The organism is Inhella inkyongensis (genome assembly GCF_005952805.1).
Lineage (GTDB): Bacteria > Pseudomonadota > Gammaproteobacteria > Burkholderiales > Burkholderiaceae_C > Inhella > Inhella inkyongensis.
Genome location: NZ_CP040709.1, coordinates 1,596,221 through 1,619,910, shown reverse-complemented (window position 1 = coordinate 1,619,910; position 23,690 = coordinate 1,596,221). Strand labels below are relative to the sequence as shown.

Here is a 23,690-nt window from a genome sequence, read left to right as displayed (position 1 = left end):
CCCTTGCCGCACAATCCCAGCCCTATCCGCGCAAACCCCTGTTTCCCTCTGAAAGTCCGGCCGATGAGCCTCGTTTTCCCCCACACCTTCGTGCCCTGGTTCCGCGCCGTGGCGCCCTATATCCACGCCTACCGGGGCGAGACCTTCGTGGTGGGCATGGCCGGGGAAATGATTGCCGCCGGCAAGCTGCACAGCTTTGCCCAGGATTTGGCGCTGATGCATGCCATGGGCATCCGCATCGTGCTGGTGCACGGCTTTCGCCCCCAGGTGGACGAGCAACTGCGCTTGAAGAACCACCCAGGGCGTTACCACCGCGGCATGCGGGTGACCGATGCCGTGGCCCTGGACTGCGCCCAAGAGGCCGCCGGCCAGCTGCGCTTCGAAATCGAAGCCGCCTTCAGCCAGGGCCTGCCCAACACGCCGATGGCCAACGCCACCTTGCGCGTGGTGAGCGGCAATTTTTTGACCGCCAAGCCGGTGGGCATCATCGACGGCATCGACCACGAGCACAGCGGTTATGTCCGGCGCGTGGAGGGCATGGCGATCCAACGGGCGCTGGACTCGGGCGCCATCGTGCTGCTCTCGCCCTTTGGCTTTTCACCCACCGGCGAGGCCTTCAATCTGCAGATGGAGGAAGTGGCCACAGCCACGGCCATCGCGCTGCAGGCCGACAAGCTGATCTTCATGACCGAAACCGCCGGCGTGCCCGAGCGGCCGGATGAACCCGTCAGCGCCGACAACCCCATCGACACCGAATTGGCCCTGGCCGACGCCGAGCGCCTGCTGGCGCGCTGGCCCGAGCCCGTGCAGCCCACCGATCCGGGCTTTTATCTGCGCCACTGCGTCAAGGCCTGCCGCGCTGGCGTGGATCGCTCCCACATCCTGCCCTTTGCCGAAGACGGCGCCCTGCTGCAGGAGGTCTACACCCACGACGGCATCGGCACCATGCTGGTGGACGAAAAGCTGGAGAGCCTGCGCGAAGCGACCAGCGACGATGTGTCGTCCATCATTGCCCTGATCGAGCCATTTGAGCGCGAGGGCGTCCTGGTCAAGCGCGACCGCACCGAGATCGAGCGCGATGTGGAGCTCTATTCGGTCATCGAACACGACGGTGTGATCTTTGGTTGTGCCGCGCTCTATCCCTATGTGGAAGCCGGCACTGCGGAGATGGCCGCCCTGACGGTGAGTCCGCAAACCCAGTCCCAGGGTGATGGCGAACGCCTGCTCAAGCGCATCGAGCAACGCGCCAAGGCGCAAGGCCTGAAGTCCATCTTCGTGCTGACCACCCGCACGATGCACTGGTTCATCAAGCGCGGCTTCCAGCCTGTGCCGCCGGAGTGGCTGCCCGAGGAGCGCAAGCGCAAGTACAACTGGGACCGCCGCTCACAAGTCCTTGTGAAAACGCTGTAAGCCCCGCGCCGCTACAGTCCCGCCCCGTTTCGATTTCGTTTTCTGGAGTTGCCCCATGGCCCGCACCGTTCAATGCGCTTACCTGAAGAAAGAGGCCGAAGGCCTGGACTTCCCCCCCTACCCGGCCCACACCCCGCTGGGCCAGCGCATCTGGAACGAGGTCAGCAAAGAAGCCTGGGCCGCCTGGATCAAGCACCAGACCATGCTGGTGAATGAGAACCGGCTGAATCTGGCGGATCAGCGCGCCCGGCAGTACCTGGCGAGGCAGATGGATCAATTTTTCTTTGGCGACGGCGCAGCCGTCGACAAGCCGGCGGGCTATGTCCCGCCGGCGGCCTGAACGGGGTTCAGGCCAGAAAAATTGGACGCGCGGAGCGCGGCAACAATTCTTCTTTGGCGACAGCGCAGCCGTCGAAAAACCGGCGGGCCAAGCCGGAGCCAATGGCTCCAGCCCTAGACCTTGACAAAACGCAAACGCGAATAATTCGCGTTTGCTACACTTCCGCATCGAATTGACCCTCTGCGGGAGTTCTCATGCGTCACGCCGTCCTTGCCAGCCTGCTGGCCACCGCCCTGTTTACCACCCCGGGCCTGCGCGCCCAGGAGCAGGTCCTCAACCTGTACTCGGCCCGCCACTATCAGACCGATGAAGCGCTCTACGCCAACTTCACCAAGGCCACGGGCATCAAGATCAACCGCATCGAGGCGGATGACGCCGGCATCCTGCAACGCCTGAAGACCGAGGGCGCCGCCAGCCCTGCCGATGTCATCCTGTTGGTGGACGCCGCCCGCCTGACGATGGCCGAGCGTGAAGGGCTGTTTCAACCCTTCAAGTCCAGCGTGCTGGAACAACGCATCCCGGCCCAGTACCGCGCAGCAGCAGGGCCTGACGGTGTGGCCTGGTGGGGTCTGTCCACCCGCGCCCGCATGGTGGTCTACAACAAGCTCAGCGTCGACAAGGCCACGGTCAGCCGCTATGAAGACCTGGCCGACCCGCGCCACAAAGGCAAGGTCTGCACCCGCTCGGGCTCCCACCCCTACAACCTGTCCTTGTTCGCGTCGCTGCACGAGCGCCTGGGCGCAGCGCGCCTGGAAACCTGGCTCAAGGGAGTGGTCGGGAATATGGCGCGCGCACCCAAGGGCGGCGATACCGATCAAATCAAAGCAGTGGCCAGCGGTGAATGCCAGATTGCACTCACCAACAGCTATTACCTGGCCCGGCTGATGCGCTCCAACAAACCCGAGGATCGCGAACTGATGGAGAAGGTGGGCTGGGTGATGCCGAACCAAGCAGATCAAGGCACCCATCTGAACATTGCCGGCGGGGCGATGGCCAAGAACTCAAAGAATCGGGCGGCGGCGCAGCGCTTTCTCGAATACCTGAGCGAGGATGCGGCACAAGCCTATTTCGCAGATGGCAATAACGAATGGCCGGTGGTGACGAATGTGCGCCCCAGCAACCCGGCATTGCAGGCTTTGGGCGATTTCAAACGCGAGCCGATTCACCTGGGCACCATCGCGCCGCATATTGCAGCGGTGCAACAAATGCTCGATCGGGCGGCCTACAAGTAATCACGGATATTCACTTGGCCGTAGATTTGTTTATCATTGCCCCAGTTGTCGCCTCTGGGCGGCCGGTTTCTTGACTCAAATCTAGGTGACAATCATGGCAACTCTGCAGGAATTGATGGCGCAACGCGCCGCGCTCGATCAACAAATCGCCGAGACCAAGGACCGCGAGCGCGGTGATGCCGTCGCCAAGGTTCGCGCCCTGATGAGCGAATATGGCCTGACCCCGGCCGATCTGAGCATGCGCACGCCGCGCGGCCCCAAGCCCGCCTCGAAAGTGGCCGCCAAGTACCGCAACCAAGCCACCGGCGAGACCTGGAGTGGCCGTGGTCTGCAGCCCAAGTGGCTCAAGGCTGCCCTGGCCGGCGGCGCCAAGCTGAGCGATTTCGCGCTCTAAGCTCTCCGCCAGAGCCCCCTACAACACCCGGCTGGGCCCTGCCCCAGCCGGGTGTTGTGCTTTTGGGGCGGGCACCGGATGCCCAGGCTCTAGACTGACGACGTGATCCCACCCGAGTTCCTGCAACAACTGCTGGGCCGCCTCGACATCGCCGAGGTGGTGGGTGCCCATGTGCAACTGAAAAAAGCCGGCGGCAATCTAAAGGGCTTATGTCCCTTTCATGGCGAGAAAACCCCGAGTTTCAACGTCAACCCAGCCCGACAAACCTACCACTGCTTTGGCTGCGGCGCCCATGGCGATGCCGTGCGCTTTTTGATGGAGCACCTGGGCCTGGGGTTTATCGAAGCGGTACAAGACCTCGCCCGGCGCGTTGGGCTGGACGTGCCCGATGATCGGCGCAGCGCCGCCGAGCGCGCCCAGGCGGCGCAGGCCAAGGTCGAGCAAAAAGGCCTGTCGGAATTGCTGGCGCAGGCCATGGAGCATTACCGCGGCCAACTGCGGCATTCCGAGCGGGCGATTGCCTATTTGAAACAGCGCGGACTGACAGGGCGCATCGCCGCACATTTCGGGCTGGGCTATGCGCCGGCCGGCTGGCGCGCGCTGGCACGCTGTTTCCCCGAATACGACGAACCCGATTTGGTCACCTGCGGCCTGTTGATTCAGTCCGAAGAAAAGCTCGACGAACAAGGTGCGCCGCGGCGTTACGACCGTTTTCGCGATCGCATCATGTTCCCGATCCGAAATGTCGCCGGTGCGGTCATCGGATTTGGCGGCCGGGTCCTGGATCAAGGCGAGCCCAAGTACCTGAATTCGCCCGAGACACCGGTTTTCAGCAAGGGGCAGGAGTTATATGGCCTCTATGAGGCACGCACCGCCATTCGCCGCGCCGGCCATGCCCTGGTCGTGGAGGGCTATATGGATGTGGTGGCACTGGCGCAGCACGGCCTGGCCCAGGGCGTTGCCACCCTGGGCACGGCCTGCACCGCCGAGCATGTGGCCAAGCTGTTTCGCTTCACCGAGCAGATCGTCTTCAGCTTCGACGGCGACGCTGCAGGGCGGCGGGCCGCCAGTCGGGCTTTGCAGGCAGCACTGCCGCACCTGACCGAGCGTCGCAGCGTGCGCTTCCTATTCCTGCCCACCGAGCACGATCCGGACTCTTACGTGCGCGAGCACGGCATGGCAGCCTTCGAGGCGCAGATCGAGGCCGCCAAGCCCTTATCGCAGTACTTACTGGAGGTGGCCGGCGAGGGTTGCCGGCTCGACATCCCCGAAGGGCGCGCCAAGCTGCTGGCGCAAGCCCGGCCGCTTTGGACCGCCCTGCCCGATGGCCTGCTCAAGCGCCAGATGCTGGGGGAGTTTGCCCATCTGGCCCGGTTGAGTGACGCCGAGTTGGATCAAAGCTGGAGCGAAAGCCCAGCACCCCGAAGTGCGCGCGCGCCTCAGGCTTCCAGCCATGGCGCCGACGAGCCGCCACACTGGCCCCCATTCAATGAGGCCGACCCCGGATACGACCCGGCCTACCACCCAGCCGCCCAAGAGGCCCATTACGAGCCAGCACCCGCGCGGCGGCCGATGCGTGGGGAGCGCGGGGAGCGTTGGCAACGCGGTAACCGCCGCCCCGCTGGGCCTCCTCCCCCGCCGCCCCGGGTCGCCAGTCCCGAGGATCAGGTTCTCCGTCTGCTCTTGCTGAACGCCGCCTGGTGGGAGCAGATCAGCCATAGCGCCCACGACCTGCTGCTGCAGCGGCGCAGTCCGCACGCGAAGATCTTGGCCTGGCTGGACCGCATCGTGACCGACCAAGGCCCGCCTCCCTGGGCGCAGTTGCGCGAGCAGATGCTCGGTGAGCCCAGCCTGAGCCACAGCCTGGGGCAATTGGCAGGACTGCGGCTGGCCGAACTGGACGCCGCCGGACTGGAACAGGCCAGCCTCAGCGACCTGCAAGCCTTGATCGAGCGCATGACGCAAGCCGGACAGGACCTGAGCGCCTTGCTGGGCCGCCCAGCGGCCCGCTGGCAGCCCTGAATCGGTCAGATTTGGCCCCTCATGGCGGCATACTGCCATTCGTCAAGGGTAAAATTGAAGGTTTGCTGAACGGCCTACGTGCCGGACAGGCCAGCCACGGCCTGAACAGGCCCATTCACCGGCCCCATCAAGGATTTGCATGACCGCCAAAAAGCCCGCTGCCGCCCCCGACGCCAAGAAGACCACCAAGGCCGCTGCCGCTGAAGAGACGGTGAAAAAGGCCCCCAAGGCGGCAGCGACCGCCGATGCGGCAGCTGACAAGCCCAAGCGCGGTCGCAAACCCAAGGCCGCCGCCGAGGCGCCCAAGGCCAAAGCCAAGGCCGAAGCGGATGATGATGTGGATCTGGCCGACATCGACGCAGAGGTCGAGGAAGAAGGCGAGATCGAGGCGGTCGATAGCGGTGAGGCGGTCGAAAGCGAAAAGGCCAAGCCGCTGCGCATGAAGGTCAGCCGCGCCAAAGAGCGCGCCCTGATGCGCGAATTTGGCCTGGACGACACCCAGCTCACCGAAGAGGAAGTGGCCAAGCGCCGCAACGAGCTGAAGACCCTGATCAAGATGGGCAAGACCCGTGGTTTCCTGACGCACCAGGAAATCAACGATCACCTGCCCGAGAAACTGATCAACGAGGAAATCCTCGAGGCCATCATCTCGATGCTCAACGACATGGGCATCGCGGTCTACGAGCAGGCCCCCGACGCCGCCACGCTGCTGATCTCTGGTCAGAGCACGGCGGCGGCCTCGGAAGAGGAAGCCGAAGAAGCCGCCGAAGCCGCACTCTCGACGGTGGACTCGGAATTCGGCCGCACCACCGACCCGGTGCGCATGTACATGCGCGAGATGGGCTCGGTGGAACTGCTGACGCGCGAGGGCGAGATTGAAATCGCCAAGCGCATCGAAGGCGGTCTGCAGGACATGATGCTGGCCATCTCGGCCTCGCCCACCACGATCGCCGAGATCCTGGACATGGCGGCCAAGATCCGCGCCGGCGAGTCGCAGATCTCCGAGGTGGTGGACGGCTTTGTCAGCTCCGACGAGGCCGACGACTACGTGGCCGAAGAAGACTTCGACGAGTTCGACGAAGAGGACGACGACGACGGCCAGGGCGGCAGCAAGGCCCTGACCAAGAAGCTCGAAGAACTGAAGAACGCCGCCCTGGTCAAGTTCGACAGCCTGTCGAGCAACTTCGACAAGATGCGCAAGGCCTTCGAGAAGGACGGCTACAAGTCGGCCTCCTACAACAAGGCCCAGCAGGCCATCAGCGCCGAGATGATGACCCTGCGCTTCACGGTCAAGACCATCGAGCGCCTGTGCGACATCCTGCGCTCGCAGGTCGATGACGTGCGCCGCTTCGAACGCGAGATCCGCCGCATCGTGGTGGACAAGTGCGGCATGCCGCAAGAACACTTCATCAAGGTTTTCCCGCCCAATGTGCTGAATTTGCAGTGGTCGGTGAAGGAAAGCCAGAGCGGCAAGCCCTACGGCGCCGTGATGGGCCGCAACCTGCCGGCCATTCAGGAACTGCAGCAGAAGTTGATCGACATCCAGGCCAAGGCCGTGGTGCCGCTGGAAGACCTGAAAGAGATCAACAAGCACATGAATGCCGGCGAACGCGCCAGTCGCGACGCCAAGAAGGAAATGATCGAGGCCAACCTGCGCCTCGTGATCTCCATCGCCAAGAAGTACACCAACCGCGGCCTGCAGTTCCTCGACCTGATCCAGGAAGGCAACATCGGCCTGATGAAGGCGGTGGACAAGTTCGAATACCGCCGCGGCTACAAGTTCTCGACCTACGCGACCTGGTGGATCCGTCAGGCCATCACCCGTTCGATCGCCGATCAGGCTCGCACCATCCGCATCCCGGTGCACATGATCGAGACGATCAACAAGATGAACCGCCTGTCGCGCCAGCATCTGCAGGAGTTCGGCTTCGAGCCCGACGCCCCCACGTTGGCCGAGAAGATGGAGATCCCCGAGGACAAGATCCGCAAGATCATGAAGATCGCCAAGGAGCCGATCTCCATGGAGACGCCGATCGGCGACGACGACGACTCGCACCTGGGCGACTTCATCGAAGACACCAACAACGTGGCGCCGGTGGAAGCGGCCATGCAGTCGGGTCTGCGCGATGTGGTGAAAGACATCCTGGACAGCCTGACGCCGCGTGAAGCCAAGGTGCTGCGCATGCGCTTCGGCATCGAAATGCAGAGTGACCACACGCTGGAAGAGGTGGGCAAGCAGTTCGACGTCACCCGCGAGCGCATCCGCCAGATTGAAGCCAAGGCGATCCGCAAGCTCAAGCACCCAAGCCGGTCGGACAAGCTGCGGACCTACTTGGAAAATCTCTAAGCGTTCGCCTCAACCGCGTTGCATGAAGCCGGGCCCCGCCCGGCTTTTTTACGCCCGGGCGTGACTAATTCCCGCCGATACACTGGAGCCCCCCTCCAACCCTGGCCCGTAGCGATCGATGACCCAGATTCGGCAACGCACCGTGGTTTTTGCCGATCTGCGTGGCAGCACGGCGCTCTTCGAGAACCTGGGGAATGCCGAGGCCACCTCGGTGGTCACGCACACCATTGGCCTGATGCGCCAAGCCATCGCGGATCTGGGGGGGCGCACCGTCAAGACCTTGGGCGATGGGCTGATGGCCGTGTTTGATCTGCCCAGCGATGCATTGACCGCCGCAGTCGCCATGCATGAGGCCCTGGAGCGCCTGGTGGCCCAAGGGCGTCAGCGTGGCGCGTCGCCGGGTCTACGCGCCCTTCGTTTGCAAGTGGCCATGTCGTACGGCGAGGTGGTGGAGATGGGCGGCGACTGCTTTGGCGACGCCGTCAATGTGGCCGCCCGACTGATCGATCACGCCGGGGACAACGAAACCCTGGTGACCGCCGAACTGCACGCTGACCTCAGCCCCGCCGAGCAGCGGCGCTTTCGCAGCCTGGAAGGCATCAAGGTGCGTGGCCGACTGGAGCCGGTGCATGTGTACGCACTGGACATGCCACACGGCGCCGATCCCGCAGCCACCCAGTTCGGCGATACCCCTTTCTCTCACCACGTGCCCGACGGCATCCGCCTGGTCTGGCTGGACATTGAGAAGGTGTTCGACACCGACCAACTCCCCATCGTGCTGGGGCGCAGCACCGAAGCGGCGTTTTGCATCACCGACGCCCGCGTCAGCCGCTCCCACGCCCGCATCGATTGGCACGCCGGCAGCTTCACCCTCACGGACCTGAGCTTCAACGGCAGCTATGTGCGCTTCGCCGGTAGTGGCGAGTTGCTGGCCCTGCGCCGCAGCGCCTGCACCTTGCACGGACAAGGCGCCATCGGTCTGGGCAGCTCTCCGGCCGAAATCGATGCCCCGGTCGTGCGCTTCGAAGTGCTTCACTTTGCCGACACCCTTCCCCACTCCCCCTGATGTCTGAGCCTCGTTTTGAGCATGGGCGCGCACCGCGCGTCGGCGTCTTGTTGTGCAATCTGGGCAGTCCGGATGCCCCCGAACCCGGCGCCGTGCGCCGCTACCTTGCGGAATTTCTATCCGACCCCCGGGTGGTCGAGATCCCCCGCCTGCTGTGGTGGCCCATCCTGCACGGCATCATCCTGCGCACGCGGCCGGCCAAGAGTGCGGCCAAATACGCCAGCATCTGGACTCCAGACGGTTCGCCGCTCAAGGTACACACCGCCGCGCAGGCCAAGATTCTCCAAGGCATGCTGGGCCAACGAGGTCACTCGGTGCAAGTGCGCTGGGCCATGCGCTACCAGCAGCCCGCCATCGCCACCGAGTTGGACGCGCTGCGCGCCGCCGGTTGCGAGCGCATCCTGGTCTTCAATGCCTACCCACAGTACTGCGCGGCCACCAGCGCGTCGGTGATGGACGCCGTGGGCCAATGGCTGCAGCGCCAGCGCTGGCAGCCCGAATTGCGGGTCATCCACAGCTACCCCGATCATCCGTCCTATATCGAGGCCCTGGCGCAGTCGGTGCAGCAGCACTGGCAACGCGAGGGGCGCGGTGAACTGCTGCTGATGAGCTTTCACGGCATGCCCGAGCGCACTCTGCACCTGGGCGACCCCTACCACTGCCACTGCCACAAGACCGCCCGCCTGCTGGCCCACAAGCTCAAGCTGCAGCCTGATGAGTGGCGGATCGCCTTCCAAAGCCGCTTCGGCCGCGCCAAGTGGTTGGGCCCCAGCACCGAGACCGTATTGAAAGAGCTGGGCGCCGCCAAGCGGGGACGCATCGATGTCCTGTGCCCCGGATTTGCGGCCGACTGCCTGGAAACGCTGGAGGAAATCGCCATTGAGGGCGCCCACACCTATACCCAAGCCGGTGGGGCGGCGTTGCGCTATATCCCCTGCCTGAACGCCAGCGCCCCCGGCATGGCCGCGCTGGTCGCGATTGCCGAGCAGCACCTACAAGGCTGGCCCACCCAGGCCGCGGCGGACCCACAGGCCTTGCGCGATCAGCGCGACCGCGCCCAAAAACTAGGGGCCACCCACTGATGGCTCCGCCGCCCGGCGAGATGCGTCTGGACAAATGGCTCTGGGCGGCGCGCTTCTTCAAGACCCGGGCCCTGGCCGTCGAGGCCGTCGAGCGCCAACGCGTTCAGGTCAATGGCCAAGGCGCCAAACCGGGCCGCGACGTGCGGGTGGGCGACCGCATCGCGCTGACCCAGACCGGCTGGGTGCGCGAAGTCGAAATCCTGGGCTTGTCGCTGGCGCGCGGGCCCGCTCCGGTGGCGCAGGCGCTCTACCGCGACAGCGAAGCCAGCCTGCGCGCCGCCGCTGAGTACGCCGAACGCCGCCGCCTGGCCCCCGAGCCGGCCGCCACCATCGAACAGGGCCGCCCCACCAAACGCGACCGCCGCGCGCTGCAGGAGTGGGATCGCTGGTCGGCCCACCTGGACGAATAACCCGCCGCAGCGGCGACAATGCCGCCCCTTGAAAACGGCAAGGCCGCCTCCAACTAGGCCGGCACTCCCATCCACAGGCCCGACGCCCCTCGCGTGACGGCGGGCCTTTGTTTTGATCGACGGCAGCCATGAATCCCGAGAATTCCACCCCCGAGCAGGACAACGCAGCGCCCGAGCAGGCGATCGAACCCCAGGACCCGGCCGCGGCCCTGGCCGATCTGAATCGCCGCCTGGCCGAGATGAGTGACGCCTATCTGCGCGCCAAAGCCGAGGCCGAAAATGCCCGCCGCCGCGCTGAAGAAGACATGGCCAAGGCGCGCAAATTCGCGGTCGAAGGCTTTGCCGAGGCCATGCTGCCGGTGGTGGACAGCCTGGAGGGCGCCATCGGCCTGCCCAATGCAACGCTTGAGCAACTGCTCGAGGGCGTGCATGCCACCCGCCGCCAGCTCTTGCAGGCGCTGGAGCGCAACAAGGTGGTCGAAATCAACCCCGGCCCCAGCGTCAAGTTCGACCCCCACCAGCACCAGGCGATCTCCATGGTGCCGGCCGAACAGGAAGCCAACACCATCGTCGCGGTGCTGCAAAAGGGCTTCCTGATTGCCGATCGCGTGCTGCGCCCGGCCCTTGTGACCGTGGCCGCGCCCAAATAAATCAAAAGTCATGCGCAGCGGGGCTTGAAAGCCCCCACAGCGCACCCAGATACCCCGCATTCCCCGAATTCAGACTCAGGAGCACCCCATGGGCAAGATCATTGGCATTGACCTCGGCACCACCAACAGCTGTGTGGCCATCCTCGACGGCAGCTCGACCCGCGTGATCGAAAACGCCGAAGGCGCGCGCACCACCCCGTCCATCATTGCCTACATGGAAGATGGCGAGATCCTGGTGGGTGCGCCCGCCAAGCGCCAGGCCGTCACCAACCCGCGCAACACCCTCTACGCCGTCAAGCGCCTGATCGGCCGCAAGTTCGCCGAGAAGGAAGTGCAGAAGGACATCGACCTGATGCCCTACACCATCGCGGCCGCCGACAACGGCGACGCCTGGGTGGAAGTGCGCGGCAAGAAGATGGCCCCGCCCCAGGTCAGTGCCGAAGTGCTGCGCAAGATGAAGAAGACCGCCGAGGACTTCCTCGGTGAGGAGGTGACCGAGGCCGTGATCACGGTGCCGGCCTACTTCAACGACGCCCAGCGCCAGGCCACCAAGGACGCCGGCCGCATTGCCGGCCTGGACGTCAAGCGCATCATCAACGAGCCCACCGCAGCGGCCCTGGCCTTCGGCCTGGACAAGCATGGCAAGGGGGATCGCAAGATCGCCGTCTATGACCTGGGCGGCGGCACCTTCGACATCTCCATCATCGAGATCGCCGACGTCGACGGCGAGATGCAGTTCGAAGTGCTGTCCACCAACGGCGACACCTTCCTGGGTGGCGAAGACTTCGACCAGCGCATCATTGACTACATCGTCACCGAGTTCAAAAAGGAACAGGGCGTCGACCTGACCAAGGACGTGCTGGCCCTGCAGCGCCTGAAGGAAGCCGCCGAGAAGGCCAAGATCGAGCTCTCCAGCAGCGCCGCCACCGACGTCAACCTGCCCTACATCACCGCTGACGCCTCGGGCCCCAAGCACCTGAACGTCAAGCTCACCCGCGCCAAGCTCGAAGCCCTGGTGGATGAGCTGATCGAACGCACCATCGCCCCCTGCCGCACCGCCATCAAGGATGCCGGCGTGTCGGTCGGCGAGATCGACGACGTGATCCTGGTCGGCGGCATGACCCGCATGCCCAAGGTGCAGGACGCCGTCAAGGCCTTCTTCGGCAAGGACCCGCGCAAGGATGTGAACCCCGACGAGGCCGTGGCAGTCGGCGCCGCCATCCAGGGTTCCGTGCTGAGCGGGGACCGCAAGGACGTGCTGCTCTTGGACGTCACCCCACTCTCCCTGGGTATCGAGACCCTGGGCGGCGTGATGACCAAGATGATCAAGAAGAACACCACCATCCCGACCAAGTTCTCGCAGACCTTCTCGACTGCCGACGACAACCAGCCGGCCGTGACCATCAAGGTCTACCAGGGCGAGCGCGAGTTGGCCCAGGCCAACAAGAGCCTGGGTGAGTTCAATCTGGAAGGCATCCCCGCCGCACCGCGCGGCGTGCCGCAGATCGAGGTGACCTTCGACATCGACGCCAACGGCATCCTGCACGTCAGCGCCAAGGACAAGGGCACGGGCAAGGAAAACAAGATCACCATCAAGGCGAACTCGGGTCTGTCCGAAGCCGAAATCGAGAAGATGGTGAAGGACGCCGAGGCCAACGCCGCCGACGACAAGAAGAAGGTCGAACTGGTGCAGGCCCGCAACCAGGGCGAGGCCATGATCCACTCGGTCAAGAAGTCGCTCACCGAGTTCGGCGACAAGCTGGACGCCGACGAGAAGACCAAGATCGAGGACGCCATCAAGGCCCTGGAAGAGACCCTGAAGGACAGCGAGGACAAGGCCGCCATCGAGGCCAAGACCGAAGCCCTGATGACGGCCAGCCAGAAGCTGGGCGAAAAGGTCTACGAGCAGGCTCAGGCCGCCCAGGGTGCGGCGGGCGCGGCCCCCGGTGCCGACTTCCAGCAGGCCGGCGCACAAGCGCAGGCCAAGCCCGCCGACGACAACGTGGTCGACGCCGAGTTCAAGGAAGTCAAGGACAGCAAGTAAGCCCTGCCGGGCGCCAACCTAGCCCGGGCGCCTCTGCCCGGGCTTTTGTCTTCTGAGAAGCACCATGGCCACCAAGCGCGATTTCTACGAAGTACTGGGCGTTGCCAAGAACGCCGACGACGACGCCATCAAGAAGGCCTACCGCAAGCTGGCCATGAAGTACCACCCTGACCGCAACCAGGGTGAGGACGCCGACGCCAAGAAAGCCGAAGAGAAGTTCAAGGAGGCCAAAGAGGCCTACGAGATGCTCAGCGACCCGCAAAAGCGGGCCGCCTACGACCAGTACGGCCACGCCGGCGTGGACCCCAATATGGGCGGCGGCGCGGGGGGCGGTTTTGGCGCCGGCGGCGGCTTCGCCGACGCTTTCGGCGACATGTTCAACGACATCTTTGGCGGCCAGCGCCGGGGTGGCGGCGGCGGTGGGCAGCGCGTTTACCGCGGTGCCGACCTGTCCTATTCGCTGGAAATCACGCTGGAAGAAGCCGCACGCGGCCATGACACGCAGATCCGCATTCCCACCTGGGAGTCCTGCGGCACCTGCAACGGATCTGGCGCCAAGCCGGGCACCAGCGCCAAAACCTGTGGCCACTGCAATGGCAGCGGCACGGTGCATATGCGCCAGGGCTTTTTCTCGATCCAGCAAACCTGCCCGCATTGCCACGGCAGCGGCAAGGTCATCCCCGACCCCTGCGGCGCCTGCCACGGCGCCGGCAAACTCAAAAAGACCAAGACGCTGGAGGTCAAGATCCCTGCCGGCATCAGTGAGGGCATGCGCATTCGCTCGGCTGGCAATGGCGAACCGGGTGTGAATGGCGGTCCGGCCGGTGATCTCTACATCGAGATCCACCAGAAGCAGCACGAGATCTTCGAGCGCGATGGCGACGACCTGCACTGCACTGCCCCGGTGCCGCTGACGACCGCAGCGCTGGGTGGTGAGATTGAGGTGCCGACCCTGGGCGGCAAGGCCACCATCGAGTTGCCTGAGGGCACCCAGCATGGCAAGACCTTCCGCCTCAAGGGCAAGGGCATCAAGGGCCTGCGCTCCAGCTACCCCGGCGACCTCTACTGCCATGTCAGCGTGGAAACCCCGGTCAAGCTCACCGAGCACCAGCGCAAATTGCTCAAGGAGTTGGATGAGAGCCTGCGCAAAGGGGGCGAGAAGCACTCGCCTGGCAGCAAGAGCTGGGCGGATCGGGTCAAGGACTTGTTCAAATAAGTGGCCTAAGTCACTGAATTTGCTGCTGACAGGCAACAAAGAAGGGCTTGCCCCCTCAATTCGGAGTCGCAACAGGACGAAGATTGGAGGGTGCAAGCCCTTCCTTCTTTTTGCTGATGCAAATCGACAGCACGATTCACAAGGCCAATGCCTTGGTGATCGACAGCAATGCCAATGCGCGCAGCCTGATCACGTCGCAGCTGCGTGAAATTGGCGTTGGGGCAGTGCGCTCGGTGCTGCGGGTGCGCGATGCCCGGCTGGTGCTGGAAAACGCGCCCTACGACCTGGTCATCTGCGACTACCACTTCGATGGCAGCGACGAGTCGGGGCAGGATCTGCTGGACGAATTGCGACGCGAGCAGCTGCTGCCCTACTCCACCGTCTTCATGATGGTGACCGCCGAGGCCACTTATGCCAAGGTGTCTGAGGCGGCCGAAGCCGCGCTTGATGGCTATCTGGTCAAACCCTACACACTGGCCGCGCTGGCCGAGCGCGTGCAGTCCGCGCGCTACCGCAAGCGGGTGCTCAAGGACATCTTTGAGGCCATCGAGGCACAGGAGTTCGAGAAGGCTGCCGAGCTCTGCCTGGAGCGCTTCGAGAAGCGCAAGGAGTTCTGGCTCTTTGCCGCGCGCATTGGCGCCGAGTTGCTGCTACGCATCCACCGCCACGAAGAGGCGAAGAAAATGTACGAGGCCATCATGGCCGCCAAGACCGTGCCTTGGGCCAAACTGGGCGTGGCACGCTCGGAGTTCGCCGCCGGCAACCTCTCCTCGGCACGCCGCACGCTCGAAAGCCTGATCGGTGAATCCCCCAGCCACGCCGACAGCTACGACGTGCTGGGCCGGGTGCACATGGAACAGGGCGATCTGGCCGCCGCCTTGGCCACTTACCGCCAGGCCACCGAACTGACCCCCGGCTGCCTGCTGCGCCTGCAGCGCGCGGGCACCCTGAGCTTTTATGGCGGCGAGCGCGAAGAGGCCTTGCGCCTACTGGAACGCTCGATTGCCTCAGGGCTGAAGTCCAAGCTCTTTGACGCCTTTTCGCTGGTGCTGGTAGCCCTGATGCGCTTTGACAAACGCGACCACAAGGGCGTCAAACATGTGCACGAGGCGCTGCTGCGCATGATGGAGCGAAACCCCGAAGCGCAGCGCCTGCGCCGCATCGAGCTGATGGTGCTGGGTCTGATGGCGCTGCAGGACCGCAAACCGGGCGACGCCCTCAAGCCCGCCCAAGAACTCGCCAGCACCCTGGAGTTGGAGGATGCCGACCACGAGGTGGCCAGCCTCGCGCTGGCGCTCTGGGTGCGGCTGGACGCCGCAGAACCCAAGCCAGAGTTGCCCAGCCTGGTCGAGCGCGTGGGCATGCGCTATTGCGTCAGCAAGGCCAGCACCGAACTGCTGGTGGGCATGATTGAAGGGCGTCAGGACCTGGAAGACTTGCTGCGCAACAGCCACGCCCAAGTCTTTGAGATTGCCGAAACCGCGATGAAACATGCGATGCGCGGCAATGCCCGGGTGTCGGTCGAGATGCTGATCCAGCGCGGCGAAGACTCGCGCAATGCCAAGCTCATCGACATGGCCATGTCAGTGCTCAAGCGCCATGCCGAGAAGATCGAAAGCGCGGGCGAGTTGGAGCCCCGCATCGCAGCCTTGCAGGCCCGCTGGGTCAAGCCCGTGGGCGGCAGCGCGGTGGGCCGCACCCGCAGTGCGGGCGGGGTAGCCCTGCGCGGCTGAAGCTTCGCAGCAACGGGGCGGTCCCTAGAATCCCGCCCCTTGCCAGTTTTTTGATCGAGCCGCCCCATGACGCGCCGCCGCCAGCTCTTCGTCACCACCGCCCTGCCCTACGCGAACGCGAACTTCCACATCGGGCACATCATGGAGTACACCCAGGCCGATATCTGGGTGCGCTTTCAACGGCTGTCGGGCCACGAAGTTCATTTCGTCTGTGCCGACGACGCCCACGGTGCCCCGATCATGATTGCGGCCGAAAAGGCCGGACTGACGCCGCAGGCCTTCGTGGCCAATATCGCGGCCGGCCGCAAGCCGTATCTGGACGGTTTTCACATCGCCTTTGACCACTGGCACAGCACCGACGCACCAGAAAACCACGCGCTCAGCCAAGACGTCTACCGCAAGCTGCGCGACGCCGGCCTGATCGAAGTGCGCTCCATTGAGCAGTTCTTCGACCCCGCCAAAGGCATGTTTCTGCCCGACCGCTTCATCAAGGGCGAATGCCCGAAGTGCGGGGCCAAGGACCAGTACGGCGACAGCTGCGAGAGCTGCGGCGCGGTCTATGCGCCGACCGAGGTGAAGAACCCCTATTCGGTGCTCAGCGGCGCCACGCCGGTGCTCAAGCACAGCGACCACCACTTCTTCCGCTTAAGTGACCCGCGCTGCAAGGAGTTTCTGCAGGCCTGGACACACGAAGCCGGTCGCCTTCAGCCCGAGGTGCTGAACAAGATCAAGGAATGGTTCACGCCCAAGGAGGATGAGAACGGGCAACTCTCGGGCGGCCTGGGCGACTGGGACATCAGCCGCGACGCCCCCTATTTCGGCATCGAGATCCCCGACGCGCCGGGCAAATACTTCTATGTGTGGCTGGACGCACCGGTGGGCTATCTGGCCTCGCTGCAAGCCCACTTCGCCAAGATCGGACGGGACGTCGATGCCTTCCTGGCCGACCCGACCACCGAGCAGGTGCACTTCATCGGCAAGGACATCACCTACTTCCACACCCTGTTCTGGCCGGCCATGCTGCACTTCAGCGGCCGCAAGACGCCGGACGCCGTGCATGTGCATGGTTTCCTGACGGTGAACGCCGAGAAGATGAGCAAGAGCCGCGGCACCGGCATCGACCCGCTGCGCTACCTGGAAGTGGGGCTGGATGCCGAGTGGCTGCGCTACTACCTGGCCGCCAAGCTCAACCCGCGCGTCGAAGACCTGGACTTCAACCCCGAGGACTTCATCGCCCGTGTCAATTCCGATCTGGTCGGCAAGTACATCAACATCGCCAGCCGCGCCGCCGGCTTTGTGGCCAAGCGCTTTGAGGGCCGACTGACTGCCGACCTGGGTGCCGATGGCGAGGCGGTGGTCAATCAACTGCAGGCCGCCGCCGCCGGCTTGGCCGAGCAATTCGATGGCCGCGAGTTCGGCAAGGCCCTGCGCGAGATCATGGCCCTGGCCGACCGCGTCAACGAGTACGTGGACGCCCACAAGCCCTGGGAGCTGGCCAAACAGGCCGACAAACAGTTGGAGTTGCACCAGGCCTGCTCGACCTGCATCGAAGCCTTCCGCCTGCTCACGCTTTACCTGAAGCCCGTGCTGCCGGCGCTGGCGGCCAAGGTCGAAGCCTTCTTGCAAATCCAGCCCATGGTATGGGCCGACGCCGCCCAGCGCCTCGGTGCCGCGCAGATTGGCGCCTTCCAGCACCTGATGCAGCGCGTCACGCCCGAGCAGGTCGAACAACTCTTCGTCAAACCCGAGCCGCCCGCACCGATCCCGGGCGGTGAGCCGATCGCTGCCGAGATCACCATCGATGACTTCGTCAAACCCGATCTGCGCATCGCCAAGATCGTCAAGGCCGAGCGCGTCGAGGGCTCGACCAAGCTGCTGCGCCTGACCCTGGACGCCGGCGAGGGCCGCACCCGCAACGTCTTCAGCGGCATTGCCGGGGCCTACAAGCCGGAAGACCTGGAAGGCAAACTCACCGTGCTGGTGGCCAATCTGGCACCGCGCAAGATGAAGTTCGGCGTCAGCGAGGGCATGGTGCTGGCGGCCAGCCACGCCGACGAGAAGGCGGTGCCCGGCGTCTTCGTGCTGGAGCCCCATGCCGGCGCGCAACCGGGCATGCGCATTCGGTAAGTTCCGCGTCAGCGCCTGCGGCGGGCGGCCGCTAGGATGAGCCCATGCTGCGCCGTGCCTTCGTCCTGGCCGCCCTGCCCCTATCCGGGCGGGCGCAGTCTGGGGTGCTGCGTCTCAGCGTGAATGAGGACTACGCGCCCTATTCCTATGTCGATCAAGGCCGGGTCTTGGGCGTCATTCCGGACGCACTGGCCCTGGTGCTGGCTCAGGCTCTGCCCAATTTGAAGCTAGCGCCCCTCGGCCTGCCCTGGCGCCGCGCGCAGGCCGTGGTGCAAAACGGCGAAGCCGATGCACTGTGTACCTTTGCGTCCGACGAACGCCGCAGCTATGCCGAGTTCGGCCAGCAGCCCCTGGTCACCCTCGAACCCCATCTGTTTTTTCGCGCCGACCATCCGCGCCGCGATGAGTTAAGCAGTCTGCGTGAGCGCACCCAGCTGAAGGCCTTTCATCTGGTGGACCAGCGCGGTAACCAGTGGGCCGAGACCCAGTTTGCTGACTTTCCCCAGGTTGAGTGGGTGGGCGGGCACGACGCCATCTACCGCATGGTGCTGGCCAAACGCGGCGACGTGCATGTGGCTCTCTCCCCGCTGGTGACGCAGTGGCGGCTGCGCAAGCTGGGCCTGCAGGCCGGCATCATTTCGGTGCCCGCGCCCTATGTGGCACCCGCCGTGCCCTTTCATCTGGGCATTCGGCGCTCGCTGCCGCAGGCACAGGAATGGCTCGCCGCCATCGACGCGCAGTTGGCCTTGCCGCGCCTGCGCAAACAAATCCGTGGCATTGAACGACGCTACGCCGAGACCGAATGAAGGTGCAGCGCTTTCATCCCCGCTTGCTGGATTGCTGGCACCAAATCAGCTGGTCCGACCTGGGGGCGGGCCTGACGGTGGGCGTGGTTGCTCTACCCTTGGCCATGGCCTTTGCCATTGCCAGCGGGCTGCCGCCCGAGGCGGGTTTGACCACGGCCATCGTGGCCGGCTTCCTGATCTCGATGCTGGGCGGCTCCAATGTGCAGATCGGTGGGCCGGCCGGGGCCTTCATCGTGGTGGTCTATGGCATCGTGGAGCGCCACGGCCTGGGCGGCTTGCTGCTTTCGACCGGCATGGCGGGTGTTCTGCTGTTCCTGATGGGGCTGCTGCGTCTAGGCGCCCTGGTGCGCTATGTGCCCGTGGCCATCATCATTGGCTTCACCAATGGCATTGCGGTGTTGATCGGACTGTCGCAGTTGCGCGATCTGTTCGGGCTGCGCATCCCGACCAAGATGCCCGCCGATTTCTTTGCGCAGATCGAGACCCTGGCCCGGCACGCCAGCAGCTGGAACCCTCACGCCCTGACGCTGGGGCTGTTGGGCGTCAGCCTGATGGCCGTATGGCCGCAGTTGGCCCGTGCCCCCTCACTGCGAGCTTTGGTGCGCCTGCCGGCCCCTATCGTGGCGCTGGTCGGGCTGAGCGCCGCCGCCGCCCTGTTGCAGTGGCCGGTCGAGACCATCGGCAGTCGCTTTGGCAGCATCCCCCAGGGCCTGCCCGATTTGCGCTGGCCTGAGCTCAGCTGGTCGCAGGCCAAGCTGCTGGTCACACCCACCCTGACCCTGGCCCTGCTGGGCGCCATTGAGTCACTGCTCTGTGCCCGGGTGGCTGATCAGATGGCGGAAAAGATCGGCACCCCGATCACCCGCCACGACCCCAACCAGGAACTGATGGCGCAAGGCTTGGCCAATCTGGCCAGCCCCTTGCTAGGTGGCATGCCGGCCACCGGCACCATCGCCCGCAGCGTCACCAATGTGCGGGCCGGCGCCCGCACGCCCGTGGCTGGCATGGTGCACGCGCTCACGGTCGCGGCCGTCATGGCCCTGGCGGCCCCGCTGGCCCTGAAGATTCCACTGGCCGTGCTGGCAGGCATCCTGCTATTCGTGGCCTGGAACATGGGCGAATGGCATGAGTTCGCCCGCCTGCGCCACTTCAATCTGCCCTATCGCACGGTGCTGCTGGGCACCTTTGGCCTGACAGTGGTGTTCGATCTCACGGTGGCGGTGGAAATCGGCCTGCTGCTGGCCTGTGCGTTCTTCATCTACCGCATGGGCAGCCTGTTTCGCGCCAGCCCGGTGGCCGCAGAGGCGCTGCCCGCCGGCGTGCAAGCCTTTGAGCTGTACGGATCCCTGTTCTTTGGGGCCGTGGCCAAGGTGGAAGCCCTGGGCGAACAGATTCATGCGGGCACCCGCTCAGTGGTGTTGGACCTGCACAAGCTGGTGCAGCTCGACAGCTCGGGCGTGGACGCGCTGCAGCAGCTCCATGCCGCACTCCGGCGCCGGGGCGTGGCCCTGCTACTGGCCGATGTGAATGCCCAACCCCTGTCTTTGATCGAACGCAGCGGTCTGGCGGCCGAGCTCGGCCCGGATCACATCCTGCCGCGGCTTAAAATCGACGCCCCTCCCCCCTCTTGAGCGCGCCATGCCCTTCTTCTGGAAGCCCTACACTTCCGACGTCACGCAAATGATCCAGGAGCTCAAGGCCAAGAAGCCGACGCTGGAGGCCGAGCAGCGCGCCGGCCGCGCCTTGCTCTGGGACAAACAGCTCGATCGCAACCAGCAGGCCGAGTTCGGAACGGCACGCGTGCCGCAGCAGGCCTACGTGTACGGGTCCACCCCCGAAGCGGCCCAATAGGCCGCCACCTTGCAGGCCGCGCCGGGCCAGAGGCCCTGCTCTTCGGCAGGCACCAAAGGCCCGCAGGGCCCTCTGGGTCCAGCCTCAGCCCCCTCAAGGGGGCACCGCCAGTGGCCTGGCAAAGCCAGTTCCACGGCGGTCGCTTGATCGTTTGCATGCCTGCCACCACCTTTGACCCAAATACCGCCGACGTAGCTGCGCCGCTAGACGAGCCGCAGATCGTCGACCAGGTGGCCTTGGCCACCCTTTATGGCGAGCCGCTGTTCCAGCTGCCGCAGGATCTCTACATCCCACCCGATGCGCTGGAAGTTTTCCTGGAGGCCTTTCAAGGCCCTCTGGACCTGCTTCTCTACCTGATCCGCAAGCAGAACTTCAACATCTTTGACATCCCGCTGGCGGACGTGACCGTCCAGTACCTGGGCTATGTCGAGCAGATTCGCAAGCACAACCTGGAGTTGGCCGCCGAGTACCTGCTGATGGCGGCGATGCTGATCGAGATCAAGTCGCGCATGCTGCTGCCGGTGCGGCAGAGCGACGACGGGGGCGAAGCCGAGGACCCACGCGCTGAACTGGTGCGGCGCCTGCTGGACTACGAGCGCATCAAGATCGGTGCGCTCAAACTCGATGAGTTGCCGCTCTTGGGCCGGGACTTCTGGTGCCCCAGCGTCGAAGCCGATTTCAGCGCCGCCCCCACCTTCGAGGCAGTGCGCCCCGAGGATCTGGCTCAGGCCTGGCGCGAACTGCTCGCGCGGGCCAAGCTGCACCAGCACCATCGCATCACGCGCGAGCAGCTTTCGGTGCGCGAGCACATGAGCATCGTGCTGCGCCGCTTGCAAGGGCAGCGCTACCTGGGATTTGAAGATCTGTTTGAGATCGAGCGCGGCCCCCAGGTGCTGGTGGTGACCTTCATTGCCATGCTGGAGCTGACCCGCGAGGGCCTGTTGCAGCTGACCCAGGCCGAGGCCTTCGCGCCCATCTACGTGCGGCTGTTCCAGCGCGAAGTCAGCGCCCCAGTCAACGCCCCATCTGACTGACCGCCAGCACCGCCTGGGTGCGGCTGTTCACGCCCAGCGCGCGGAAGATGGCCTGGACGTGGTCCTTGACCGTGTCGGCCGAAATCTTCAGCTCGGAGGCGATCACCTTGTTGGGCTTGCCCATCAAAAGACCGCGCAGCACCTCGTGTTGACGCGCCGTGATCGGCAAGCTTTCCAAGTCGCGCGGTGCCGGCGGCGGTGCCACGGCCGGGAGGGCGGTGGGCGACTGCACACCCGGCGGCGGCGGCGGGGACTCGCCCCCCATGCGCATGGCCGGGATGTAGATGCCGCCGGCGACCACCAACTCCAGCGCTTCCTTCATCTGCGCCGGGTCGCTGGTCTTGGGAATGAAGGCCATGGCGCCTTGATCGATGGCACGGATCACCTCGGCCATGGAATTGCCGGCCGACATCACCGCGATCGGCAAGGCCGGGTGCCCCTGGCGCAGCGTCTCCAGCAGGGCAAAGCCGTCCTCGTCACCCAACTGCAGACTCAGCAGCACCAGATCGAAGACCGGTTCGCTGGCCAGCAAGCGATGGGCGGTGGCGGCATCGGCCGCCGGTGTCAGGCTCACCGCCGGCTCGAAATCGCTCAGCAAAGCCCGCATCGCCAGATGAATCAGCGGGTGGTCGTCAATCAGCAGCAGTCGCATGTCTTTTGAATTCAGGGCGCAGCCAGCCAGGCCAACAAGGGCTGCCACTGCTCCAGGTCGCGTTCCACGCGGCTGAGGCCGACATCCCACAAGGTCAGCCCCCGGGCAGCGAGCTGGACGTAATTTTGCGTGTCGCGCAAAGCTGCAACCGGCGACAAACCGGCGCCCGCGAGGAACATTTGCACTTGCTGGCTGGATTGTGTGCCTTCCTTGTTGCGCATCACCACCACGCCCAGGGCAGGCGCCTTGCTGCGCCGGGCCGCCACCTTCTGAAGCTGTCGCACAAAGGGCAGGCTGGCCTGGGCGTCAAAGGGGCTGGGTTGCAGCGGCACGATCACATGGGTGGCCACCGCCACGGCCTGCTCCAGCGCCTTGCCGCCCAGGCCCGCCGGGGTGTCCAGCACCAGGTGATCCACACCCTTGGGGCTGCGCAGACGCTCTCCGTCCACCTCCCAGCTCTCGATCAGAGGCAGACCCTCAGGTCGCTGGTTCAGCCACTGGCGGGCCGACTGCTGCGCATCGGTGTCGCCCAGCATCACCCGCCGTCCCTGGCGGGCTAAATAACCGGCCAGATTGCTGGCCAATGTGCTCTTGCCGACACCACCTTTGGCATTGGCCACGACGATCACGCTCATCGCTGCTCCTCTTTCCAGCTTGGAGGGCGAATCCTAGGGCCTGTTCAGACCCAGCGAAGCCTCGCGAAAGGGTCCGGCCGGCAGGCAGCCTGGGCACGCGGCGCGCCAATTGCCAGTCGACAATCCGATCCATGTACACCCCGTCCCAACTTGATGTGCGGCGCTTTTTTTGCGCCACCTACCGCAGCTGGCAGGCCGGCGAGGCGCTGGATCCGATGCAAAAGCTGGCCCAGCCCTGGGTCGCTGCGCACCCCGAGTACTTTGCCGAGCTGACCGACGAGGCCAGCGCCCTGGCGCTGGACTACCGTGTCGAGGATGGGCGCACCAACCCCTTCCTGCACCTGTCCATGCACCTGTCGATCAGCGAGCAGATGTCGATTGATCAGCCCAGTGGCATCCGCCAAGCGGTCGAGCTGCTGGCCGCCCGGTTGGGCTCGATGCACGAGGCCCACCATCAGGCCATGGAAGCACTCGGAGAAATGATTTGGGCCAGCCAGCGCAGCGGATTGCCGCCCGACGGCTTGGCCTATCTGGAAGCGGTGCGCCAGCGCGCTACACGCTGAGTTCGGAGCGGATTTCCGGGCCGAGCGCCGGGCCGCCCCAAGCCGGCCCGCCTGCGGCAGGGTGCGGCTCGATGCC

21 protein-coding genes are annotated in these 23,690 nt (G+C 65.1%); 19 read left to right on the top strand and 2 right to left on the bottom strand.

Going from position 1 to position 23,690, the window contains the following annotated elements:
- The first annotated feature begins 63 nt into the window (after window positions 1-63).
- The 18 genes from argA to FF090_RS07805 all read left to right on the top strand — a co-directional run bounded on the left by argA (window position 64) and on the right by FF090_RS07805 (window position 21,764).
- Window positions 64-1,410, top strand: a complete 1,347-nt coding sequence (argA, locus tag FF090_RS07890) for an amino-acid N-acetyltransferase (protein WP_138856204.1) — start codon at window positions 64-66, stop codon at window positions 1,408-1,410.
- 55 nt (window positions 1,411-1,465) lie between these two features.
- On the top strand, window positions 1,466-1,750 hold the full coding sequence (locus tag FF090_RS07885) for an oxidative damage protection protein (protein WP_138856203.1): 285 nt from the start codon (window positions 1,466-1,468) through the stop codon (window positions 1,748-1,750).
- 194 nt (window positions 1,751-1,944) lie between these two features.
- Window positions 1,945-2,982: an extracellular solute-binding protein gene (locus tag FF090_RS07880; protein WP_138856202.1), complete on the top strand. Its 1,038-nt coding sequence runs from the start codon at window positions 1,945-1,947 to the stop codon at window positions 2,980-2,982.
- Between the two features lie 94 nt (window positions 2,983-3,076).
- Entirely contained in the window at window positions 3,077-3,376 is a 300-nt protein-coding gene (locus FF090_RS07875; protein ID WP_138856201.1) for an H-NS histone family protein, read from the top strand.
- Between the two features lie 102 nt (window positions 3,377-3,478).
- Entirely contained in the window at window positions 3,479-5,398 is a 1,920-nt protein-coding gene (gene dnaG, locus FF090_RS07870; protein WP_138856200.1) for a DNA primase, read from the top strand.
- A 139-nt stretch (window positions 5,399-5,537) separates the two neighbouring features.
- Window positions 5,538-7,745, top strand: a complete 2,208-nt coding sequence (rpoD, locus tag FF090_RS07865; protein WP_138856199.1) for an RNA polymerase sigma factor RpoD — start codon at window positions 5,538-5,540, stop codon at window positions 7,743-7,745.
- 118 nt (window positions 7,746-7,863) lie between these two features.
- The gene (locus tag FF090_RS07860; RefSeq protein ID WP_138856198.1) at window positions 7,864-8,811 is read left to right on the top strand and encodes an adenylate/guanylate cyclase domain-containing protein; all 948 of its coding nucleotides are present in this window, start codon (window positions 7,864-7,866) and stop codon (window positions 8,809-8,811) included.
- Window positions 8,811-9,893, top strand: a complete 1,083-nt coding sequence (gene hemH / locus FF090_RS07855; RefSeq protein WP_138856197.1) for a ferrochelatase — start codon at window positions 8,811-8,813, stop codon at window positions 9,891-9,893. The genes FF090_RS07860 and hemH overlap by 1 nt, the downstream gene beginning before the upstream one ends.
- Entirely contained in the window at window positions 9,893-10,303 is a 411-nt protein-coding gene (locus FF090_RS07850) for an Hsp15 family ribosome-associated heat shock protein (protein ID WP_138856196.1), read from the top strand. The genes hemH and FF090_RS07850 overlap by 1 nt, the downstream gene beginning before the upstream one ends.
- 128 nt (window positions 10,304-10,431) lie before the next feature.
- Window positions 10,432-10,953: a nucleotide exchange factor GrpE gene (gene grpE, locus FF090_RS07845; protein ID WP_138856195.1), complete on the top strand. Its 522-nt coding sequence runs from the start codon at window positions 10,432-10,434 to the stop codon at window positions 10,951-10,953.
- 67 nt (window positions 10,954-11,020) lie between these two features.
- Window positions 11,021-12,997, top strand: coding sequence for a molecular chaperone DnaK (gene dnaK / locus FF090_RS07840; RefSeq protein WP_259372628.1), 1,977 nt, complete (start codon window positions 11,021-11,023; stop codon window positions 12,995-12,997).
- 64 nt (window positions 12,998-13,061) lie between these two features.
- On the top strand, window positions 13,062-14,213 hold the full coding sequence (gene dnaJ / locus FF090_RS07835; protein WP_138856193.1) for a molecular chaperone DnaJ: 1,152 nt from the start codon (window positions 13,062-13,064) through the stop codon (window positions 14,211-14,213).
- A 116-nt stretch (window positions 14,214-14,329) separates the two neighbouring features.
- Window positions 14,330-15,946: a response regulator gene (locus FF090_RS07830; RefSeq protein WP_138856192.1), complete on the top strand. Its 1,617-nt coding sequence runs from the start codon at window positions 14,330-14,332 to the stop codon at window positions 15,944-15,946.
- A gap of 66 nt (window positions 15,947-16,012) precedes the next feature.
- Window positions 16,013-18,073, top strand: a complete 2,061-nt coding sequence (gene metG, locus FF090_RS07825; protein WP_138856191.1) for a methionine--tRNA ligase — start codon at window positions 16,013-16,015, stop codon at window positions 18,071-18,073.
- Between the two features lie 44 nt (window positions 18,074-18,117).
- Window positions 18,118-18,879, top strand: coding sequence for a transporter substrate-binding domain-containing protein (locus tag FF090_RS07820; RefSeq protein ID WP_138856190.1), 762 nt, complete (start codon window positions 18,118-18,120; stop codon window positions 18,877-18,879).
- Complete coding sequence (locus tag FF090_RS07815; protein WP_138856189.1) at window positions 18,876-20,510, top strand: SulP family inorganic anion transporter; 1,635 nt, start codon at window positions 18,876-18,878, stop codon at window positions 20,508-20,510. The genes FF090_RS07820 and FF090_RS07815 overlap by 4 nt, the downstream gene beginning before the upstream one ends.
- A 7-nt stretch (window positions 20,511-20,517) precedes the next feature.
- Entirely contained in the window at window positions 20,518-20,730 is a 213-nt protein-coding gene (locus FF090_RS07810; protein ID WP_138856188.1) for a DUF3460 family protein, read from the top strand.
- 155 nt (window positions 20,731-20,885) lie between these two features.
- Window positions 20,886-21,764: a segregation and condensation protein A gene (locus FF090_RS07805; RefSeq protein WP_138856187.1), complete on the top strand. Its 879-nt coding sequence runs from the start codon at window positions 20,886-20,888 to the stop codon at window positions 21,762-21,764.
- Here FF090_RS07805 and FF090_RS07800 read toward each other — a convergent pair.
- Entirely contained in the window at window positions 21,745-22,416 is a 672-nt protein-coding gene (locus FF090_RS07800) for a response regulator transcription factor (protein ID WP_138856186.1), read from the bottom strand. The two genes, FF090_RS07805 and FF090_RS07800, sit on opposite strands and share 20 nt — an antisense overlap.
- An 11-nt stretch (window positions 22,417-22,427) precedes the next feature.
- Complete coding sequence (locus FF090_RS07795) at window positions 22,428-23,051, bottom strand: ParA family protein (RefSeq protein ID WP_138856185.1); 624 nt, start codon at window positions 23,049-23,051, stop codon at window positions 22,428-22,430.
- 131 nt (window positions 23,052-23,182) lie between these two features.
- On the opposite strand from FF090_RS07795, the gene FF090_RS07790 reads away from it, so the two are divergent.
- The gene (locus tag FF090_RS07790) at window positions 23,183-23,614 is read left to right on the top strand and encodes a DUF1841 family protein (RefSeq protein WP_138856184.1); all 432 of its coding nucleotides are present in this window, start codon (window positions 23,183-23,185) and stop codon (window positions 23,612-23,614) included.
- Window positions 23,615-23,690: the final 76 nt, after the last annotated feature.

Excerpts from the sequence above, each read along its gene's own strand:
- argA (WP_138856204.1), top strand. The coding sequence starts at position 64 with ATGAGCCTCGTTTTCCCCCACACCTTCGTGCCCTGGTTCCGCGCCGTG.
- FF090_RS07885 (WP_138856203.1), top strand. The coding sequence starts at position 1,466 with ATGGCCCGCACCGTTCAATGCGCTTACCTGAAGAAAGAGGCCGAAGGC.
- FF090_RS07880 (WP_138856202.1), top strand. The coding sequence starts at position 1,945 with ATGCGTCACGCCGTCCTTGCCAGCCTGCTGGCCACCGCCCTGTTTACC.
- FF090_RS07875 (WP_138856201.1), top strand. The coding sequence starts at position 3,077 with ATGGCAACTCTGCAGGAATTGATGGCGCAACGCGCCGCGCTCGATCAA.
- rpoD (WP_138856199.1), top strand. The coding sequence starts at position 5,538 with ATGACCGCCAAAAAGCCCGCTGCCGCCCCCGACGCCAAGAAGACCACC.
- FF090_RS07860 (WP_138856198.1), top strand. The coding sequence starts at position 7,864 with ATGACCCAGATTCGGCAACGCACCGTGGTTTTTGCCGATCTGCGTGGC.
- hemH (WP_138856197.1), top strand. The coding sequence starts at position 8,811 with ATGTCTGAGCCTCGTTTTGAGCATGGGCGCGCACCGCGCGTCGGCGTC.
- FF090_RS07850 (WP_138856196.1), top strand. The coding sequence starts at position 9,893 with ATGGCTCCGCCGCCCGGCGAGATGCGTCTGGACAAATGGCTCTGGGCG.
- grpE (WP_138856195.1), top strand. The coding sequence starts at position 10,432 with ATGAATCCCGAGAATTCCACCCCCGAGCAGGACAACGCAGCGCCCGAG.
- dnaJ (WP_138856193.1), top strand. The coding sequence starts at position 13,062 with ATGGCCACCAAGCGCGATTTCTACGAAGTACTGGGCGTTGCCAAGAAC.
- FF090_RS07830 (WP_138856192.1), top strand. The coding sequence starts at position 14,330 with ATGCAAATCGACAGCACGATTCACAAGGCCAATGCCTTGGTGATCGAC.
- metG (WP_138856191.1), top strand. The coding sequence starts at position 16,013 with ATGACGCGCCGCCGCCAGCTCTTCGTCACCACCGCCCTGCCCTACGCG.
- FF090_RS07820 (WP_138856190.1), top strand. The coding sequence starts at position 18,118 with ATGCTGCGCCGTGCCTTCGTCCTGGCCGCCCTGCCCCTATCCGGGCGG.
- FF090_RS07815 (WP_138856189.1), top strand. The coding sequence starts at position 18,876 with ATGAAGGTGCAGCGCTTTCATCCCCGCTTGCTGGATTGCTGGCACCAA.
- FF090_RS07810 (WP_138856188.1), top strand. The coding sequence starts at position 20,518 with ATGCCCTTCTTCTGGAAGCCCTACACTTCCGACGTCACGCAAATGATC.
- FF090_RS07805 (WP_138856187.1), top strand. The coding sequence starts at position 20,886 with ATGCCTGCCACCACCTTTGACCCAAATACCGCCGACGTAGCTGCGCCG.
- FF090_RS07800 (WP_138856186.1), bottom strand. The coding sequence starts at position 22,416 with ATGCGACTGCTGCTGATTGACGACCACCCGCTGATTCATCTGGCGATG.
- FF090_RS07795 (WP_138856185.1), bottom strand. The coding sequence starts at position 23,051 with ATGAGCGTGATCGTCGTGGCCAATGCCAAAGGTGGTGTCGGCAAGAGC.
- FF090_RS07790 (WP_138856184.1), top strand. The coding sequence starts at position 23,183 with ATGTACACCCCGTCCCAACTTGATGTGCGGCGCTTTTTTTGCGCCACC.